Genomic DNA, 20,234 nt, shown 5'->3' with positions numbered 1-20,234 from the left:
TCTGTCTTGATGAAAGAAAATACTATATTTGAAGAAGTAGAAAAAAAATGCCGTACATTTGTTAATGATAGTCCAGTAATGGATAAATATAAAAAAAGAGAAGTAGATACTTACTTTTTTAATAAAAGCATAGAATTAGATATGAAAAAAGCTAAAGAAGAAGGTATTAAAGAAGGTATTGAAAAAGGTATTGAAAAAGGTATTGAAAAAGGTATTGAAAAAGGTATTGAAAAAGGTATTGAAAAAAATAAAATAACAATAGCTAAAAATTTAAAAAAGTCTGGTTTAGATATAAAGTTTATAAGTGATAATACAGGATTGAGTATAGAAGAAATAGAAAATTTATAATATAAATAATATTTGGTTTATTTATTACATCATGTATTATCTTAATCTAAAATTAACATTAAAATAATTTTCAATAAATATATTATCTAATTTTAAAGCATTCATATTTTAATACTTATTATTTATTGACATTTATTATTTATGCTATTATTATATATTATGTTAATTTGTATAATGAGGCTTTGTAATGAAATTAAATAATAAAATTTTTAATATATTAATAATATTATCAATTATAATTTCTTCATGTTCAGATAGTAAAGAAGAGATTGAACAGAAAGAAATAGACAGAGGCGGAGCATTAATAGATAAAATAATATACGAAGTAAGAACTGATATGACAATAGCAATTAAAGATGTAGCGGACGGCAGAGCAGATTTAATGGCTAGCGGAATAGACGGGGCTACTTATTTGTCATTAGGTGAAAGTGATTTAGAGAAATTAGATACTTATGCGGTGCCTTCTGGCTCTTGGTCTTTGCTTTTTAACCCAGTGCCCAATAAAGCCCCATATACAGTTACTACAAGAGACGGCAAAACTTATTTTAATCCTTTAGCTATAAAAGAAGTAAGATTTGCTATGAATTTTTTAATTGACAGAAAAAAGTTAGTTGATGAAATTTTAAGAGGAGCAGGTGAGCCTTCATTTACTCAGGCTACACCTGGTCAGCCGGGTACTTACAGATATAATCTTATACCTTCAAAAATGGGTATGACAGCAAATGGCAATGAAGAGAAAGCAATTAATGATATAAATAAAGCTATGGAAAGAGCTGCCAATTTACCAGAAAATAGAGGAAAATTAGTAAAAGAAAATGGCTGGTGGAAATATAATGGTGAAACAGTAACTATTAAATTTGTTATAAGGGTTGATGATCCTACAGGAAGACTTCCAGCGGGTAATGCAATATCTGATTTGATAGAAAAAACTGGTATAAAAGTAGAAAAGCTACTATATGATAGAAATAAATCTACACAGGTTGTATACGGTTCAGACCCAAAAGATTATGAATGGAATATTATAACTGAAGCTTGGGGGGCAGGTGCAACAAGAGCTTGGTGGGACGTTACATTAAGACAGATGTATGTAAGAGAAGGCAATTATATGCCGGGAGGCAATATTTCTGAGTTTTGGAACTATGATAATAAAGAGGCTTCAAGGATAAGTGATAAAAATTCAAACGGCTGGTTTTTGACTGCTGATGAGTATTGGAATGGCAATATGCGTTTGCAGGAAATAGGGCTTGAAGATGCTGTAAGAATATATTTAAACTCACAGACTCAGTTTTTTGTAGCGAATAAAGAAAGATTCAATAGAAGAATGCTTTACGGAGTAGGTGACGGAGTAAATGACTGGTCTATAAGAAGTGCCGATATAAAGCCCAACCGAAACGGAGAAAAAGTATTAAGAGTTCTTCAGCATTCAGCACAAGGTTCATTATTTATAAGTCCTTGGGATCCTGTGGGTGTGGGCGGATTTTCTGATGCTTATTCTGCTATAATGATAGGTCCTTGTTCTGATGCGGGTGCTACTTTTGAATCGCCTTCTACTGCTAAAACAGAGTTTATACTTGGAGAGGCTGACACTAATAGTTTAGAAATAGGAGTGAGAGCTGGAAATAACGGCATACCAGTTGGTACTATAAAGGTGCCTCAAAATGCTAAGATGTATAACCCTTATATTCAAAAATGGGAAGAGGGGCTTACTGTAAAAGTTGATGAAAATGGGGAGCTAGTTTATCAAAAGTCAGATAACATTACAGCTTATGTAAAATGTGATTTTAAACCTAGAAGTTTCAAATGGCATCATGGTATAGAGTCATCTTTAGTTGATTTGATGTATGGAAACGTATTTATAGCTAATGTTATAACAAAAACTAATGAAAATGATAAATATTATGATTCTGCTATGGCTGGAAGATATCTTTCTGCTATGGACGGAGCTGTCGGAAGTATTATAAATGAAGATGGAAGTTTTACTCTTTATGGAAATTATTATTGGCCTATGGATATGGACAGACAAATTGCCATTGCTGCGGTTAGTCCTAAAATAGGAAACCCAAACAGAAATACTGTTATTCCTTTTGAGATAAATGAGGCTATAATGAAAATTGTACTTGAAGGCTCTAAATCTGGAAATGTTTATACCATATCGCAGGATCAGTCTTTGACTTCTATAGATGTAAAAAATCCTACATGCGTATCTGATATAAAAGAAAAATTAATTGAGATGAGAGACAGTGAATACATACCTGCTGGTATAGAAGATTTTATTACAAAAGAAGAAGCTGTCAGAAGATATCAGGCTGCTATTGACTTTATAGATAAATACGGACATGCATATATATCAAACGGACCTTTCTTTATATCAAAAATAGATTCAAAAGCAAATTATATAGAGTTAACTGCTTTTAAAGATTATAGTTATACTGCTGAATATTGGATTGAAAGATTATCAACTAAAATGAGCAGAATAGAAGATATTGAAATGCCTGCTATAGCAAGTAAGAATAATGATATTAATATGTATATTTATGTTTCTTCGTACAATTACCCAGATAATGCTTTAGAGCTTCCAGACCCTAATACTACTGTGAAAGTTCTTATTCAGTTACAAAACGGAGGAGAAAGGGAGTATAAGGCTATTCTACAGGACGATGTATTTAAACTTACTATACCAAAAGAAGATTTATCATCTCTTCCTAATGGTAATTATATAGCTGTGATAGAATCATATATTGCTGATGAAACTCCTTATATAGAAACTAGAAGTTTTATACTGCAATAATACTATATAGATATTTTTATTTTATACTCTTTTAATTTATTAAAAATATGTTATTATATTTTTCAAAATTTATTTTTATTTAATATGGAGGTTAGTTTATGGAAAATTTTAATAATAATGATTCAAATAATAATAATTTAATTAATGGTGAAGCAAATAATAATAATGCTATAGAAAGAGTAAATAAGTCTAAAGAAGCAGAAGAAAATAAAAAATATATATTTAAAGTAGCTGTTGTTGCAGTTGCAATTGTTTTTGTACTTTTTGTGGGTGCTGGTATCATTGTAGGTTTGTTCTTATTTATAAAGGGCAAATCTGATATGGAGAAAATGGTTAGAAACTATGAAATATACAGCGAAGAGATATATAATAAAAAATATGGCGACAGAGTTGTAAAAGAAATGGTTAATAATCATGCTGCTGATGTTAATGAAACAGACAGCGATAATCAAACTCCTTTATATCATGCTGTACAAAATAATAATATTAAAGCTGTAAAATTCTTGATAGAGAATAAAGCTGATACAGAAATAGGCAATGATTCAGGAATTAGCCCTTTGTTGCTTGCTGTAAGCAATAATAATACAAAAATAGCCGAACTTCTTATAAAAGAAGGAAAAGCTAATGTATATGGTTCTTATGCGGGTAAGTATTTAGATCATTATCCTATGTATTATGCTGTTTCTCAAACCAATAAAACTATGATAAAACTTCTATTAGATAATTCATTTGATTTAAAAAGAGAGCCTTCTCTTTTAGGATATGCTATTGAAAATAGTGATGAGAGCATAGTACGTTATTTAATAGATAATGGGGCAGATATTAATTATAAAAGTGCTGATGGAACTACTGTACTTTATAATGCTGTTTTATCTCTTAATCCTGCACTAGTAGATTATTTCTTATCAAAATGGGCTAAAATAGAGGATGCTGGAGAAAGCGACATATACGGAAATATAATAATGGCTGCTGCTGGTTCTAAATTTAATAATACTAGTTCATCGCCTGTAGATTTGGTATTGGTTCAGCAGAAATCTGCAGATAGTGCCAAAATAATGGGGAAAATAATTACAAATATAAATAAAGGCGTATTAAACAGGCTTGTTAATGGAAAAAATGCATTGATAATAGCAAGCGGAAATTCATATATAGATACCGTTAAAGTACTTCTTACAAATGGTGCGGATGTAAACTCTTCAGACAATGACGGCTGGACTTCTTTGATGTATGCTGCAAATAATGGAGATATTGAACTTGCTAAAGTATTAATAGAAAATAAGGCCAATGTTAATGCGGCAAGCTATGAAGAGAAAACTCCTCTTTTATATGCTATGAACAGTCCTATAGAATCAAGCAGAAATGATATGATAAAACTTCTAATAGAAAATAAAGCAAATATTAACATAGAAGATAGTAATGGTCTTAGTCCTTTAACTATTGCTGTTATGAATAATGATGTTGAGCTTACAAAATTATTAATAGCAAATAAGGCTAATCTATCTATAGTAACAAAAGATGGTGAAAGTTTGATTGAATATGCTATAAATAATGATAATGTTGATTTACTTCAGGTATTAGTTGAGGCTGGTGCTGATATAAATTATGCTGGAATATCAAGTTATACTCCATTGATGATAGCGGCAAAAAGCGGAGCAGAAAACATTACTAGAATATTATTAACTCAGAAAGTAGATTTAAATGCAGTTGATAAATACGGAGATACTGCTTTGCATATAGCTTCAGAATATTCTAAACTTCCTATTGTTAGAATGTTATTAGAAAAAAAGCCTAATCTTAATATACAAAATCAAAATGGAGATACTCCTTTACATAAAGCTGTCACTTCTGGAAGTGTTGATATAGTAAGCGAATTAGTATTATCAGGTGCTGATGTTATGGTTAGAAACAACAGAGGTGAATATCCTATAGATATAGCAAGAGATAACAATAATAGTGCTATATTTGAGATATTGAGAGAAGCTGAAGAAAAACAGAATTCAACTTTATAAATATAATAACTAATAAAGTATTATATAAATTATACCGTTAATAATAGTAATATTTTAATTTGTAAGTATGCATATGAAGAAGATAGTATTATTATTAATTATAATTTTTAGTGTAAATTTGTATCCTAAAATAGGTATGAAAGAGTCTACTATAGTAGAGAAAAAAGACTATGGATATATAGTTTATGCAGAAGATTATTACAGACTTTATGCCTTGCCTTCCTATTACGGCGAATATGATTTGCTTAGAAATGTAGATTATCTTGAAAGAGCTTTAAATGCTCCTTTTGATTTTGTTAATAGAGCTTTAACTATTATAGAAACAGAAGATGCCTACACCAGATATAAAGACCTTATGCATATGCAGTTTAATTATCTAATAACTCAGAATTATATTTATCTTGCAGGTCTTTATGATAAAGAAAATTATTATTTTTATAATTCTCAGTTTGATGAGGATATAAAGAAAAGTTTTGAATATGCGGTATTTTTTTATAATTTAGCTAAAGAGAGATGGGCTTTAACTAAGGAATTGGCTGATAAAGTAATGAAAAATAAGGCCAAACTTGAAATGGATAATTTAATCGATAAAGCCTATAAAATAGCACTTGGTGAGATAGATTATAATAAAACAGCCGACAGACAGCTTAAGCATATAGGAGAAATTTTGCAGGAAATGGAAAAATAAAATTATAATAATTTTGAGGTGTATTTATGTTTAAAGCAATGAATAAATACTATGAAATTAATTTTGATAAAATATTAGAGCTTAAAGAAATAATAGTTAATGAAAATATAGAGATAACTTGTGTAAACTCTAATGGTATAAGTATTATAGTACCGGGTTCTTCTGTAAATCTCCTTATAGAAGAAAAGGATAATATATTACTTAAAGGTGTTAAGTATTATATATCATCATTTTCAAGTAAGTTTTTTAATTTGAATAATCCGCATACAAATAAAAATAGTGTTGTAGAGGGTGCTGATGAAAGTGAATATAATGAATCTGATTATTTCTATCATATATATAAAAATTGTAAGCCTTCAAATGAAAAATTAAAATCTGCTAATTCATTGTTTTTATCAAAAATAGTAAAAGAAAAACCAAACAATAGAATCTATTTATTAAAACCTTATGCAGATGAATTAAAACTGGAATCTAAAGCACAAAAGGTAACCAATGAAATAGCTATTTCTATAGAGCGTATGTTAACAGGATTGGGTATTATAGCAAGGCTTGACTTTATAAGATATATTAAATACATAAAAACATCTAAACAAAATTCTAATAATATTATTAATACAGAAACAGAGATTATGATTTCAAGTATAATGAACTCTATAGTAACTTATTTGGAAAAAGAATATGTATTTAGAGATATTTTTGATAATTTGGACTTACTTAATGATTCTAATATAATAAGCCATAGTAACAGAGTATGTATACTTATGATAGAGTTCTTATATTATTATAATAATATATTTAATAAGGGGCTTAGCAGTAAATTAAGACAGGATTATCAGGATAAATATTTGCAATATTATAGTTCAATTTTAAATAAATTTAATATCTCTAAAGGAATAGAAAAATTAGAAAAAGTATATAAACTTGGTATAAGAAAATTTACTGCTTCAGAAATAGTTAATTATGCGGCAGGAGCTTTTTATCATGATGTTGCTATGCTCAATATTATGGATTTTATACCAACAGATGAATTCATTAAAGATGGAGATTTTAAAGATTTTCATACATTAAAAGCATACTATTTTCTTAAGTATGTATTAAATCAAAAAGATGAGGCAGCTTTAATTGCTGGTCTTCATCATGAATGCTATGGTTACGGCAGCGGAATATTAAAGAATTTTCTTGATAAAAAAGCAAATGATCCTAAACATAAAATAGATTTTTTAATGACTTTTGAAACAGAAGATATTGTTAATGCTGATGCATTAGCATATTTTCCAGCTAAAATGCTTGAGATAGCTGATATATATGATAGTTTAACATTTATGAATGGAAGCCGAAATAAAAATCCTGAAGAAATTGTTATGTTTATGAAAGCTATGTTTATAGATGAAAAAATAAAAATTGATCCAATAGCATTTTCTTTATTTACTCAATTTCTCTCAGAGGTAAAAGGCATAGAGATATATGAAGAATAGAAAATAATTATGAATTTATTTGACTTTTCACAATAAAAATATATAATCATTTGATGATGTATAATGTTATAGTAGCAGGTTCAACCGATTTTACAAGAGATTGTATCTTACAATTAATGAAAACAGATAATGTCAATTTAAGTGCTGTAATATCTCCGATTGATACCAAGAAAGACAGAAAGGGTAATATAATAAATTCTCCTGCTGTTGAAGCAGCTTTAGAAAATAATCTTAATCTTTTTCAGCCTGAAAGTATAAATAAAGATGATTTTTACGGTACTTTAACAGATCTTGCCCCAGATTTTTTGATAGTAGTGGCGTACGGCAGAATTTTAACTAAAAGAACATTGGCACTTCCTAAAATTATGCCTCTTAATATTCATGGCTCTCTTCTTCCTATACTTAGAGGTGCAAGTCCAGTAGAGCATGCACTTCTTTACGGATTTAAAAAGAGCGGAACTACATTACAGAAAATGGATGCAAAATTAGATGAAGGCGATATCATACTTCAGCATGAGGTTGATATAGCAGATGACTGGCAATTTAATGATTTGTATGATAAAATAAAAGAAAGCGGTGTTTATCTATTAAAAGAGTTTTTTAAAGATGTTGACAAGCATTTATCGAATATGATAAAACAAGATGATTCTTTGGCAACATACTGCAGTAAGATAAAAAAAGAAGACGGTAAACTTGATTTCTCAAAAGATGTTATTAGTCTTCATAATATGACAAGAGCTTTTGTAAGATGGCCTACAGCATATTGTTTTTACAAAGATATATCAATAAGAGTTTTTAAGAGTGAATATAAATATAATACAGATTGTCAAAGTGATTTTGGAAAAATAGTTGATGTTAATAATGAAGGTATTTATATTCAGGCACTTAATGGTATTTATGTAATAAAAGAACTTCAAAGAGAAGGCAAAAAAAGACAGACAGTAAAAGAATTTCTATGCGGAAATAAATTAAATATAGGCGAATATTTAATTTAATAATCTTGGAGTTAATTATAAATGAGCAGAAAAAAAAATAAACCTGAAATTAATACTAAAGAAAAACAAGAAAAAACTGAAATAAAAATTGAAAAAGTAGAAAAAGCAGAAAAAATAGAGATTAAAAAAGATAATAAACAGTTTAGTAATATATTAGATAAGATAATATTTTATATAAAGAAATTTATAAGTATTATTTTGCCAGATGGTATAGTAAGCGATTCTAAATCATTACTTGTGTTTGGAAGATTAACACTTTTTGCTTTAATAGTTTTTGTTTTGCAGATATTAGTTGTATGTATAGTTGTATTTGTTATAGTAAAATCAGGAGGCGAATCTTTTGTTCTTCCAGATGTTCAGGGTAAGGAAGTATTTCAGGCATTTAATACTTTAGAGAAAGAAGGTATGAATCTTAATATTCAAACTCATTATTTTAATAATTATCCATTAGGCACAGTTGTAAGTCAGGAGCCTAAAGGAGGCATTAAAGTAAAAAGAGGAAGAACTGTATATTTGGTTATTAACGTTGCCGAGCAGGCTTTGGTAAAAATGCCTGATGTTACTGGTATTAAGTATGAAGAAGCACTAAGCATTATTACAAATGATGTTTTAAGCACTATGACAAATGTTACTATACTTCCAAAAGTGGAAATAAATGATTCTCTTTATGAAAATGATATAGTAGTTTCCCAAATTCCTGCTGCTGAAGATGTGGTTAGTATGAATACAGAAATAATATTAACAGTTAATAATAAGAAAACTCAAAATCAGCAATAAGATATTTTTATATTAAATTTAAAGAATACGCATTTTTTTCCGAATATAATAATCGGAGAGTTATATGTCTGAAGGAAAAGAATGCGAATTTTGCGGCAGTACTAAATCTGAAGTTTATATAAAAACAGATTTGGTAAGCTACAACAAATGTTTAAATTGCGGACTTATATATCAGTATCCTGTTTTAAGTCAGGAAGAGATAAATGATATATACAGTGATAATTATTTTGAGTATGAGGTAGCCAATCAGGACAATTTTTTTGGTCTTATGAAGCTTGCTATGAAAGATATAGGCTTTGATAAAATAGAAAGTGAACTCCCAAATAAAAATGTGCTTGATATAGGCTGTGCTACTGGAATGATGCTTAATTATTTAAAGACTAAGGGCTATAATGCTCAAGGTATTGAAATATGTTCATCATCTGCCGAGTATGCAAGAAAGAATTACGGTATTGTAGTTCATGAAAAACCTTTGCTAGAAGTAGGATTTGATAGTGATTATTTTTCATTTATACACTTTTCACATGTAATAGAACATGTGCCAAATCCTGCAGATACTTTAAAAGAAATTTATAGAATACTTGCTAAAGGAGGATATTTGGCAATAACGACACCGAATGCAGACGGTATGTTTGCTAAAAAGTATAAAGGGGATTGGAGAGCTGTTATGCCGCAGCATTTATGGCTTTTTTCAAAGACTACATTATCAAATTATATGAAAAGTATTGGCTTTAATATTATTAGTGATTTTTCTTGGGGGTCTATTCCAATAGAAAAGAAACCTAATAAAATAATTAAAGCTTTTTTTGATAAATATGTTAAATTATTTAATAGGGGAGATGTTATGCTCTTCTTGTGTAAGAAATGAGAATAGTTTTTGCAGATTTTTAAGGAGAATATATGGCTAAGGAAATTATAAAACCAACATTATCAATTGATCCTAACAATTATGAATTTTATTATGACAACACTATTAATACTAGAGAGATTTATGATCAAATAGTTGATATCGATAGTAAGGATCAAAATTTGTACGAAGAACTTTTAAAGAACTATGTTCACCCTGGAGATGCCATATTAAAATCTATTTCTAAACGCGAGGGCATAAAAGCTGGTAAAAATGTAAAATTTGATAAAATGACTGGTAATTATAGATCTACAGAACATGGATATGTGTTTTATGATGAATTAAAATCAGTATCAGTTATACCCGTTATTAATGTTGCTGATAAATGGAGAGGTGTTATGGTTCTTCCGCCTCAAAAACAGCAGAAAAAACAAGTTGTTTTGGAAGAAATACAGACAATAATATCTCAGATACCTATTAAATTAATGGTAGATTATGATAAAGTTGCAGAATTAGTAGCTTATAATTTGAAATATGATGAAGGTGTAATGTGTGTATTCGTTGAAGGAAGAAAACCTATAGACGGAAATGTTCAGAAAGTTATACTAGATTATGATTTTACTATAGATACAGGTAAAGAATCAGAAGACGGAGCTATAGACTTTAAAGAAAGAGGTTTTATACATAATATAGAAGCTGATGTTCAAATAGCACATTTCATGGAAGAAAAGCCTTCTTTAGACGGTCTTGATATATATGATGTTGTTATGGAGGCACATTATGATGAAGATCCTTGCTACAAATTGGGAAAAAATGTTAAAGTAGATGAAGACGGCATAACTATTAAAAGTGCGATAAGAGGTATATTAAGCAATCACAATAATACTTTATCTGTAAGTACTGTTGCTGAAATAGATAAAGTAGACTTATCTACTGGAAATATAGAAGTTAATGGCTCTCTTATTATTAAAGATAATGTTGCTCCAGGTTTTTCTATAAAAACTGAAGGCGATATATTGGTAAGAGGAAATATAGAAGATGCTGAAATAGAATGTGCTGGTAATTTGATAGTTTCAGGCGGTATAATAGGCGGAACTAACAGTAAAATACATGTTAACGGTAAATTATCAGCTCAGTTTATAAGAAATGCCTCAATAATATGTAAAGGTGATTTACTTGCCAATCAGTTGGTTAATGCTGAAATAGCTTGTAATGACAGAGTAATAGTACTTGAAGGTAAAGGTGTTATCATTGGAGGAAATATTAAAGCATTAAACGGAGTTTGGGCTAAGAGTATAGGTTCTATGAGTGAATCAAAAACTACTATTACGGTAGGTAGAGATGCCGAGGCTGATGCCGAGTTTAAAAATATTGTTACTACAGTTAAGGCTAATAAAGAGGAGATAAGTAAAATTAAATCACTTTTAGGTACAGAGTATTTTAAAAATCCTAAAGCTTTTATAGAAAGAATACCTGTAAATAAAAGAGAAGGAATTAAGGATATTTTGAGAAGAATTACTAATCTTGTTAAAGAAACAGCACAGCTTGAGGCTAGAAGAGATGAAATGAGTGCTGAATTTGAAAAATTATCTCAGAGCAGTATTACATCTATGGAAGGATTTTTCCCAGGTGTTACTATTTATATATCTAGTATGAGAAAATATATATCTAAAAAGATTTCTGGTACAGAATATTTTTATTCTAAAGAACTTAGAGATATATCAGAAAAAGCACCTAAACCGCTTCCTTTGGAGGAATATGATTTCCCTAGAGAAATAAAAGAAGATTAAGAATTTATTTAATTAAATAATAAAAAATAAGCATAATACATAATCATTTAAAATTTTAATTGATTATATATTATGCTTTTTTATTTTAATAAAAAAGACAAGGCTTTATGAAGTTTCTTGTCTTTTATAATTCATTATAAATTATTTTAGATTTCACATACTGGAGCTTGTCTTACTCTTATTTTTACAGCACTTCCTTCTCCAAATATATTATTCATATATTTTTTGTATTCTTCTGCTTTTTCTAAAGGTATTAAAGCCTGTATTGTACCAGCAAAACCGCCTCCATGTACACGGCATGCACCTTCTCCTTTAAGAAAATCTTTTGTAAGACATATAGCCAAAGCTACTCCCATATTTTTGGAACTTGTAACAGAATAGCAATTTTGTAAATACATAAAGCTTGAAAGTCCTGATTCATTCATAAGTTTTATGTAAGTGTTAATATCATCATTTTTTAGAGCGTTTATCTGATTTATCACTCTTTCATTTTCCTCTATAAAGTGATAAGCTCGCATTACTGCTCTGTCGCCAATTTTCTCTCTTAATTTTGAAGCATTATCTATCAATTCTTTTTTAGTTATTTCTCTGCACACTTTTTTACCGAAATAATTAGCAATAGCATTCATCTCTTCTCTTATAGCAGCATATTCATTAGTAAGTCCGCTATGATCTCCTTTAGCGTCTACTATCATAAGAGCATATCCCTTACTTTCAAAATCATATTCTACTTTTTCTATAATAGGGTTGTTATTGTCTTTAAAATCTATTGACATAATTCCGCCTACAGAACATCCCATTTGATCCATAAGTCCGCAAGGTTTTCCAAAATATATATTTTCAGCATATTGTCCTATTTTAGCTATATCAACTTTACTTATTTTACCATTATTATATAAAGCATTCTGTATTTCCCCGATTAAAGATTCAAAACTTGCCGAACTGCTTAATCCGCTTCCTATAAGTACTTTATTATTTAATGATATTGTACATCCTCCAATATTATATCCTTCTTTTTTTATTCCAGCACAAACGCCTCTGCTTAAAGCATTTGATTTTCCGTATTCATCTTTATTTATTTCTAAATTATTGATATCTATAATGTCTGGATTATTTGAATAGTCAGTATAAACCACTATTTTATTGTCATTTCTTTTTGCCACTACTGCAAGTTTATCCAAATTTATAGATGCTGTCAGTACGCATCCATTATTATGATCAGTATGATTGCCTGATAATTCTGTTCTTCCAGATGCACTGAATAAATATATTTCTTCGCTTTTATCTATACTCTCAAAATGTTTTATCGTTTCTTCTAGTCTATTATAGGCTTCAGATATACTGGCTTCATCTCCTCCGTATATTAATGAAAATTTTTCATGCATTTTTTTTGCTTTTAATAATTCTTTTAATTGGGATATATTATACATACTTAATCCTTATATTTATTATGTTATCATGATAAACAATTATAATAATTTTGTCAAAGGAAAAATTATAAAACTACCGCATAAATTTAATTTACAAATATATAAAATATTTACCTAATATTTACTTTTTATGTAAAAAATATATATTTTTTATAAATTTTAGTAAAAAATATTTACGTTAATATAGACTTTTTTAAATTTTTATAATATACTATTATCATAATGATTGAGTTTAGGGAGTTATTTATGAAATTTATGCAAACCTTAAAATTTAGAATGCCTTTTACTATCATATCGTCTGTAGCTTTAATGCTCATTATACTTATGATAGTAATAATATCTGCTTCTTCTGTATTTATAGAGAAGACAGCTTTAAGAGGATTTATGGAAACAGCGGACGGATATAGGGATTTAGTTTCTGTATGGTTAAATGATCAGAGGGATTTAACTTCTGTAATCGCAAAAGAATCAGAGTTTTTGAATTATTTTAAAACACCTAATGATCTTAATTTAACTATAGCTAATGGTGAATTAACTGAATTGTTAAATGAACTTGGGGATCATTTTGCTTCTTTTTCTTTATTTGATTTAAATGGAAAACTTGTAACTTCCACATCAGAAAATACTATAGGAAGCGATATAGCGAATAGAGGTTTATGGAATCGCTTAATAGAAAGCGGATATAAATATTCAATAGCAGATGAAATAGAAATATCACCTATTAATAATGAGTATGTTATTACTTTATTATCAGGAGTAGTTGATTACAGTGGAAAACCTGCTGGAGTTTTGGCAGCAGAATTAAAATGGGATAATTTTGCTAAAAAATATTTTTCTGAGATAACCATAGGAAAAACTGGTAATATTTATGTAGTAGATGAAGACGGCAAAAGAGTAGCACATAAAGACAGCGAAAAAATAAATACCATATCAGAAGGATCAAGAAACGCTCTTGCTGCTGCTTCTACTGAAAGAAAAGGAACTTTGCATTATGAAGATGATGGTAAAAAAGTAATGGCTTTTTCAAGACTTGATAATATAGATTGGATAATGTGTGTTACTATGCTTTATAGTGAATTTTATTCTGACAGAAATATTCTTATAAAAATAACAATTATTTTAAGTATATTGCTTCTTATTATTACTTCATTTATAGTGGTAAGATATGTTAATGTTCATATATCAAGAGTTTTAACAAAGTTAGCTAATGATTTAAATAGGCTTGGAAATGGAGACCTTACAGTATCAGCACCAACTAAATTTTTGAGCAGCAAATATGAAAATCATGAATTTGGAATAATAGCAAACGGATTTAATAATACAATTAAAAAATTAAAACATATAGTTGAAAATATAATAGATTCTTCAAACAATATAGAATTAACCTCAAAAGAATTAGAAAGCGGAAATAATGATTTAGCATTGAGAACTCAGTCTCAGTCTTCATCATTAGAGGAAACAGCAAGCTCTATGGAACAAATGGCTTCAAATATAAAGAATTCTGCTGAAAAATCTGTTATAGGAAATGATATGATGAATGACTCCAAAAAATCAGTAGAAGAGGCTGGACTTATAATAGACAGCACTACTAAAAGTATGGAAGCTGTTTATGAAGCAAGCAGAAAAATTACTAATATAACAAAATTGATAGAAGATATAGCTTTTCAGACAAATATATTAGCACTTAATGCATCAGTTGAAGCAGCACGTGCTGGAGAGCAGGGAAGAGGTTTTTCTGTTGTAGCTTCTGAAGTAAGAACATTAGCACAAAATACTCAGACTTCTGTTAAAGATATTACTTCTCTAATAGCCGACTCTGATGAAAAAATAAAAGTAGCAGCAGAAGCAGCCAGAAAATCACAGGAAATATTTAGTGATATAAAAGATAAAATAGAAAGTACAGCAAGCATAATGAAAGATATTTCTACAACAGCAGTAGAACAGCAGTCTGGAGTAGAACAGGTTAATCAGGCAGTATTAAGAATGGATGCAAGTACTCAGGAAAATGCTAGTTTGGTAGAGCAGTCAAAAGATGCAAGTATTACATTAAGCAGTGAGGCACAAAAATTGATAGAGGTTGTAAGTTATTTTAAATTATAAAGTATTTATGTTTTTATAATTAGCCTGATGAAATAGTCAGGCTAATTTTTTATATTATGATTTTTATTTATTCTTTATAATTTTGTTTATGCTTTCATTTAGATATTTATAAAGCGGGCTTAAAACCTTTTTCTTCAAGAAGTTTTTGGGTTCTTTTATCCCAGTTTTTATCATCAGTAATCACAGATACAAATTTCAATCTTGGAGATATTTCTTTAGATATAGTATCTATATTAAAACATTTTATATTTTCTAGTATCAATGTTCTTACTCTTGCATGATTTAATATAGAATCCATATTCTCTAGGTTTCTTAAATTTTTTAATACCACTTTTTTTAAATCTTCTAAAGGACTAAAATCTGGAAGCTCTTTAAGTTCTGGTATATTATTTAATTCTAAAGTTTTAAGAGTTTTCATTTCAGATAAGAATTTGAATGATCTTATATTTTTTCCTTTTTCTATATAAAGCTCTTCAAGTTCTGGAAGTTTTTTTGGCATTTCTTCTTCATGAGAAACACCAGAAAGAACTGCTATTTTTTTTAAATTAGGATTTTTGTCAAAAGATTCCATTCTGAACGTTCCAGCACCTATTTCTTTTATTGTGCTTCTCATAGCTAAATATACATCTTGTCTTAGTGTTAAGCCGTTTTCTATATATATGCTTTCAAGGTTTTCTATATTATCGAGCGGTTTTAATTCCATATCTTTAGGCAAATCACCGTATAGATGTAGGCTTTTTAGATTTATAAGTCTTGCAAATATATCAATACTTTTTAGAGGGTATCTCATAGAAGCATGATATATAAGGTTTTTTAAATCTGGCAAGGCTCTTAATAAATCATTGCCCATTATATTATTTTTGTATGTATCATTTTTATCTGAAGATATGTTCAAAAAGAAATCTTCTCTTACTCTTAAAATTTCATTAAGTGTAGAAATATTTTCTTTAGGTATTCCTATATCATCTACAAATAATGTGAGGCTCTCTTCAGAGGCATTTAAATCAAATAGTGCTTGATTATCTAATGCCGATATTTTTATATTCTTCATAAAATACATTCCTATATTTATTTAAAGCTATATTTAAAGAACTGGAGCTATTATCCTGCAGGCTGAGTTTCTTAATCTTACAAACATAGGCTGTTTAGAGTATTCTTCTATAGTTATCTTATGTGAGTTTAGCATGTCTTTTTTAAATATATCTTCAAATTTTTTGGCTATATCAGTATCATATATAACCGCATTCATTTCATAATGTAAATAGAAACTTCGTATATCCATATTGCATGTTCCGCATGATACTATTTTTCCATCCATTATGCAGAATTTGCTGTGTAAAAATCCTTTTTCATATAAGTATATGTTAACACCAGCCTTAAGTAAAGTTTCAAAATAAGTTTGTGCTACCCACCAAGGTACAAGTTTATCAGGTTTGCCTGTTATCATTAAATGTACATCCACTTCGGATAAAGCAGCATTTTCTAAAGCGGATAAAAATCCGTCATCAGGAACAAAATAAGGGCTTTCTATATAAATACTTTTCTTTGCTTCCTCTACCATTTTAGAATATACTTTTTGTATGCTGTCCCATTTAGAATCAGCACCTGAAGTTATAATTTGTACTGGAAGAAATTTATCAGTTGCCGATATTGGAAATAGATCCTTTCTCATTATTAAGAATCTTTCTTCATCTAAAGTTTCATTTATATATTTTAATTTTCTTGAAAGTTTATGTTTTTTTTCATTAACATTAAATACTTCTAAATCTCTTCCTCCTGCATTATACCAGTCACATACAAATACATTTTGTATAAGATTGCAGGTATCTCCTACTATTCTCATATGTACATCTTTCCAAGATTCAAAACGCTTTCCTCCGTCTATGTACTCCTGTCCCATATTCATTCCGCCCATATATGAGACAACCCCGTCAACTACAACTATTTTTCTGTGATTTCTGTAATTGATAAATCTAGTCCATAGTATAGAAAAAGGATCATGATAGTAGAGCAGTTTTATTCCGTTTTGCTTTAACTCTTTTCTGTATTTTTTGCTTATTCTCATTAAAGATCCTACTCCGTCAAATATAAGCCTTATTTCAACCCCTTCTTTAGCTTTCTTTATAAGCACATCTTTAATTCTTTCTCCAAGTTCATCACTTCTCCATATGAAATATTCCATATGTATAGTTTTTTCTGCGAGTTTTAAATCTTCTATTATGGCATTAAAAAGTTTTTCCCCTTCATCAAATACATAAACTTCATTTTGCACTGTAATAGGAGAATATCCGCTATTTATGGCAAGTTTTACCAAATTAATATTTCTGCCGTAATTGCCCTGCATATTATCAAGTATTTTTATTTGTTCTTTTAAAAGCGGTGAGAAATATTTTTTTATCATATCCTCTGGAAGTTTTGCTGATATTTTTTTCTTTGATTTTCTCCAATCCATTCCCAAAAATATATAAAATATTACTCCAACATAGGGCAAAAATACCAATACTGTAAGCCAAGCTATAAAAGAATATGGAGGTCTGTTTTCAAGAAGCATTTTTATAGCTATTGATACAACATACAAAAAAAAGATAATAGTTAATATATAAAATACCATTTCAACTCCGATATAATCTGTTATTTAGTTTAATATTTATAATGTTTAAATACTATATAAAAAAATAATAAATGTCAACAAAAATAACATAATAATAAAATTCATAAAAGCACTTGACAAAAATCATTAGTACGTTAAAATATCATTACTTCCGAAAATATTTGTAATGAAGGGCGTTGGTTTTCTTTTTCAGGAAAGAGACCGACACTCTTTTTTTATGTTTTAGGAAAATATACTATATGCCAATTTTGTATGAATAATAAAAATAGTAAGATAAAACCGCAAAAGCAAAAAGAGTACGGCAGACTGCCTAAAAAAAAGAAATTGCATAATAATAAAGAAAAATCTAATAAGACTACGCCTATTATAGATGAAGTATTATTATTTAATGGTATAAAAGATATTTTGGAAAAAGACGGTATATATTTGCTTGATTTGAAGGTGAGGGCAATTTCTGACAACAAAAAAGTATATGCTGTTATATATAAAAAGAAAGAAAGTGTATCTCATACTCATTGTATAGAAACTACAAGAAAGATTCAGGAATGTATAAAGCAAAACGGATATGATGAGGGTGATTATACTATAACAGTTTCATCTGCTGGATTCAGATGGAAATTTAATGATAGGTATGAACTTTTTGAGGGTATGCCTATAAAAATAAAGTATAGAGACGGTGATAATTTTATTACATCTTATGCAGAATTAAAAGAGGCTAAAGATGATTATATCATTATAAATGTTTTTGATGAGGATAATATTATTAATGAAAAAAATATCAAAATATTGAAAAATGATATTATAAAAGCAAGATTAAATTGTTAATATATTATGATAATATAAAAAATAAAAAATGGAGAATATCAAATGTTTGAAAACGTTGGAACTTATTTACAGCAGCTTTCTGATGAAAAGGATATTAGTATAGAGCTTTTAAAAGAAGTTATAGCATCTACTATGGAATTAGCTTTAAAAAAGAAATATGGAAATGATATAAATTTTCATATTCATTTTGATAATAAAAATAATCCTACTGTATATAAGGGAGCTAACGTTGTAGAAGAAGTAAAAGATAAAAATAAAGAAATATCTTTAGAGGAAGCTAAAAAATTAGATCAAGATATTAATTTGGGCGATGAAGTATTAATACTTGTGGATCAAGTTGAGGCATTCGGAAGAATAGAGAGTATGGTTGCTAAAACCACATTTTTCCAGAAGATTTCTGACCTTGAAAAGAATATTATATATAATGAGTTTAAGAGAAGAGAAAATCAGCTTGTAAACGGATATTTTCAGAGAGAACATAAAGGAACTATTTATATAAATCTTGGAAAAACAGAGGGCGAATTACAGAAAAAGGATCAGTCTCCTAGAGAACATTATACAGTAGGCGACAGAATAAGAGCTTATATATATAAGGTTCAGGGTGGTAAAGATGATAGAACAGGCAAGGAAATACCTACTAAAATACTTCTTACTAGAACAAAAGCAGATTTTATCAAAAAACTTTTTGAACTTGAAATACCAGAAATAGCAGACGGTACTATAGAAATTAAAAATGTAGTAAGACAGCCGGGTTTAAAAATTAAAGTAGCTGTTGTATCCAATAAACCAGAAGTAGACCCTATAGGAGCTTGTATAGGTCAGAAAGGTATACGTATACAGTCAATTATAAAAGAGATTGAAGGTGAAAAAATAGACGTTGTAAAATGGTCTAAAGATATTAGAGAATATATTGCTGAGGCTATAACTCCAGCTAAACCTATACGTATTATTATTACAGATCCAGAGAAAAAAGAAGCTATGATAATTATACCAGATGAGCAGCTTTCTTTGGCACTTGGTAAAAGCGGTTATAATGTAAAACTAGCTTCTCAGCTTACTGGATATTATTTTGATATAAAAACTGAAACAGATATTAAAGAAAATCCAGAATTATTGAAAGATATTGTACCATTAAATCAAATATTCTCAGATACTGCTGAAGAAGCCGAAACTCCTAGTGAAGAGACAGAAGTTGCAGAAGTATTTGAAAGCAATCTTTATTCTTTACAGGGCATTGATGAAGCTGTTATAAAAACTCTCATAGATAATGGAATTAATTCTATAGAAGAATTGTATAATTTATCAGCTGAAGATATTATGGAGAAAACAAATCTCGATAAAGATACAGTGGATAATTTGATGCTTGTAATGAAAGATGTTGTAGAAATAGTTGAAAGCGAAGATGAATATGAAACTACTTCAGAAGAGGTTGTTGAAGAGATAGAAGTTTATGAGTGTCCTAATTGTGGTTCTAGTATTACAGAAGATATGACTAAATGTCCTAAATGCGGAATTGAGCTTTCTTTTGAATAATAATTTTGTATAATTGAG

Annotated in this window: 14 protein-coding genes and 1 pseudogene; 12 read left to right on the top strand and 3 right to left on the bottom strand. The window is 28.8% G+C overall.

Translation table 11 applies throughout. The annotated features are described in order from the left end of the window. The 9 genes and pseudogenes from F811_RS0105245 to F811_RS0105205 form a co-directional block, all read left to right on the top strand. Positions 1–348, top strand: a pseudogene (locus F811_RS0105245) (Rpn family recombination-promoting nuclease/putative transposase); the annotation flags it as partial. A 187-nt stretch (positions 349–535) separates the two neighbouring features. After that, positions 536–3,136: an ABC transporter substrate-binding protein gene (locus tag F811_RS0105240; protein ID WP_020004231.1), complete on the top strand. Its 2,601-nt coding sequence runs from the start codon at positions 536–538 to the stop codon at positions 3,134–3,136. 98 nt (positions 3,137–3,234) lie between these two features. Beyond that, a complete protein-coding gene (locus tag F811_RS0105235; RefSeq protein ID WP_020004230.1) occupies positions 3,235–5,145 on the top strand; it encodes an ankyrin repeat domain-containing protein in 1,911 nt (636 codons plus the stop codon). Between the two features lie 73 nt (positions 5,146–5,218). Next, positions 5,219–5,833 (top strand): hypothetical protein, encoded by a 615-nt coding sequence (locus tag F811_RS0105230; protein WP_020004229.1) that lies wholly within the window; start codon positions 5,219–5,221, stop codon positions 5,831–5,833. 26 nt (positions 5,834–5,859) lie between these two features. Then, the gene (locus tag F811_RS0105225; RefSeq protein WP_020004228.1) at positions 5,860–7,308 is read left to right on the top strand and encodes an HD-GYP domain-containing protein; all 1,449 of its coding nucleotides are present in this window, start codon (positions 5,860–5,862) and stop codon (positions 7,306–7,308) included. Between the two features lie 56 nt (positions 7,309–7,364). Beyond that, positions 7,365–8,303: a methionyl-tRNA formyltransferase gene (fmt, locus tag F811_RS0105220; protein WP_033425222.1), complete on the top strand. Its 939-nt coding sequence runs from the start codon at positions 7,365–7,367 to the stop codon at positions 8,301–8,303. Between the two features lie 21 nt (positions 8,304–8,324). After that, positions 8,325–9,080, top strand: coding sequence for a PASTA domain-containing protein (locus F811_RS0105215; RefSeq protein WP_020004226.1), 756 nt, complete (start codon positions 8,325–8,327; stop codon positions 9,078–9,080). Positions 9,081–9,144: 64 nt separating this feature from the next. Then, entirely contained in the window at positions 9,145–9,948 is an 804-nt protein-coding gene (locus F811_RS0105210; RefSeq protein WP_020004225.1) for a class I SAM-dependent methyltransferase, read from the top strand. Positions 9,949–9,980: 32 nt separating this feature from the next. Further along, entirely contained in the window at positions 9,981–11,717 is a 1,737-nt protein-coding gene (locus F811_RS0105205; protein WP_020004224.1) for a flagellar assembly protein A, read from the top strand. A gap of 146 nt (positions 11,718–11,863) precedes the next feature. On the opposite strand, the gene F811_RS0105200 is transcribed toward F811_RS0105205, so the two are convergent. Continuing rightward, positions 11,864–13,147 (bottom strand): galactokinase, encoded by a 1,284-nt coding sequence (locus F811_RS0105200; protein WP_020004223.1) that lies wholly within the window; start codon positions 13,145–13,147, stop codon positions 11,864–11,866. A gap of 246 nt (positions 13,148–13,393) precedes the next feature. Here F811_RS0105200 and F811_RS0105195 point away from each other — a divergent pair, with 246 nt between their 5' ends. After that, positions 13,394–15,247, top strand: coding sequence for a methyl-accepting chemotaxis protein (locus F811_RS0105195; protein ID WP_020004222.1), 1,854 nt, complete (start codon positions 13,394–13,396; stop codon positions 15,245–15,247). Positions 15,248–15,353: 106 nt separating this feature from the next. Here F811_RS0105195 and F811_RS0105190 read toward each other — a convergent pair whose 3' ends face one another. Continuing rightward, positions 15,354–16,298: a leucine-rich repeat domain-containing protein gene (locus tag F811_RS0105190; RefSeq protein ID WP_020004221.1), complete on the bottom strand. Its 945-nt coding sequence runs from the start codon at positions 16,296–16,298 to the stop codon at positions 15,354–15,356. 33 nt (positions 16,299–16,331) lie between these two features. Next, a complete protein-coding gene (locus tag F811_RS0105185) occupies positions 16,332–17,858 on the bottom strand; it encodes a phospholipase D-like domain-containing protein (protein WP_020004220.1) in 1,527 nt (508 codons plus the stop codon). 252 nt (positions 17,859–18,110) lie between these two features. On the opposite strand from F811_RS0105185, the gene F811_RS0105180 reads away from it, so the two are divergent. Together F811_RS0105180 and nusA are read left to right on the top strand one after the other, a co-directional pair. Further along, positions 18,111–18,683, top strand: coding sequence for a ribosome assembly cofactor RimP (locus F811_RS0105180; protein WP_020004219.1), 573 nt, complete (start codon positions 18,111–18,113; stop codon positions 18,681–18,683). A gap of 42 nt (positions 18,684–18,725) precedes the next feature. After that, positions 18,726–20,216, top strand: a complete 1,491-nt coding sequence (gene nusA, locus F811_RS0105175) for a transcription termination factor NusA (RefSeq protein WP_020004218.1) — start codon at positions 18,726–18,728, stop codon at positions 20,214–20,216. Positions 20,217–20,234 lie beyond the last annotated feature (18 nt).

The sequence above is a fragment of the Brachyspira innocens ATCC 29796 genome (genome assembly GCF_000384655.1).
In the GTDB taxonomy this organism is placed as follows: Bacteria; Spirochaetota; Brachyspiria; order Brachyspirales; family Brachyspiraceae; genus Brachyspira; species Brachyspira innocens.
This window is presented reverse-complemented; position numbering and strand designations above follow the sequence as displayed.

Bases quoted from the DNA above. Each gene is read 5' to 3' on its own strand.
- F811_RS0105195 (WP_020004222.1), top strand. From the start codon at position 13,394: ATGAAATTTATGCAAACCTTAAAATTTAGAATGCCTTTTACTATCATA.
- F811_RS0105225 (WP_020004228.1), top strand. From the start codon at position 5,860: ATGTTTAAAGCAATGAATAAATACTATGAAATTAATTTTGATAAAATA.
- fmt (WP_033425222.1), top strand. From the start codon at position 7,365: ATGTATAATGTTATAGTAGCAGGTTCAACCGATTTTACAAGAGATTGT.
- F811_RS0105230 (WP_020004229.1), top strand. From the start codon at position 5,219: ATGAAGAAGATAGTATTATTATTAATTATAATTTTTAGTGTAAATTTG.
- F811_RS0105240 (WP_020004231.1), top strand. From the start codon at position 536: ATGAAATTAAATAATAAAATTTTTAATATATTAATAATATTATCAATT.
- F811_RS0105205 (WP_020004224.1), top strand. From the start codon at position 9,981: ATGGCTAAGGAAATTATAAAACCAACATTATCAATTGATCCTAACAAT.
- F811_RS0105185 (WP_020004220.1), bottom strand. From the start codon at position 17,858: ATGGTATTTTATATATTAACTATTATCTTTTTTTTGTATGTTGTATCA.
- F811_RS0105235 (WP_020004230.1), top strand. From the start codon at position 3,235: ATGGAAAATTTTAATAATAATGATTCAAATAATAATAATTTAATTAAT.
- nusA (WP_020004218.1), top strand. From the start codon at position 18,726: ATGTTTGAAAACGTTGGAACTTATTTACAGCAGCTTTCTGATGAAAAG.
- F811_RS0105200 (WP_020004223.1), bottom strand. From the start codon at position 13,147: ATGTATAATATATCCCAATTAAAAGAATTATTAAAAGCAAAAAAAATG.
- F811_RS0105180 (WP_020004219.1), top strand. From the start codon at position 18,111: ATGAATAATAAAAATAGTAAGATAAAACCGCAAAAGCAAAAAGAGTAC.
- F811_RS0105210 (WP_020004225.1), top strand. From the start codon at position 9,145: ATGTCTGAAGGAAAAGAATGCGAATTTTGCGGCAGTACTAAATCTGAA.
- F811_RS0105190 (WP_020004221.1), bottom strand. From the start codon at position 16,298: ATGAAGAATATAAAAATATCGGCATTAGATAATCAAGCACTATTTGAT.
- F811_RS0105215 (WP_020004226.1), top strand. From the start codon at position 8,325: ATGAGCAGAAAAAAAAATAAACCTGAAATTAATACTAAAGAAAAACAA.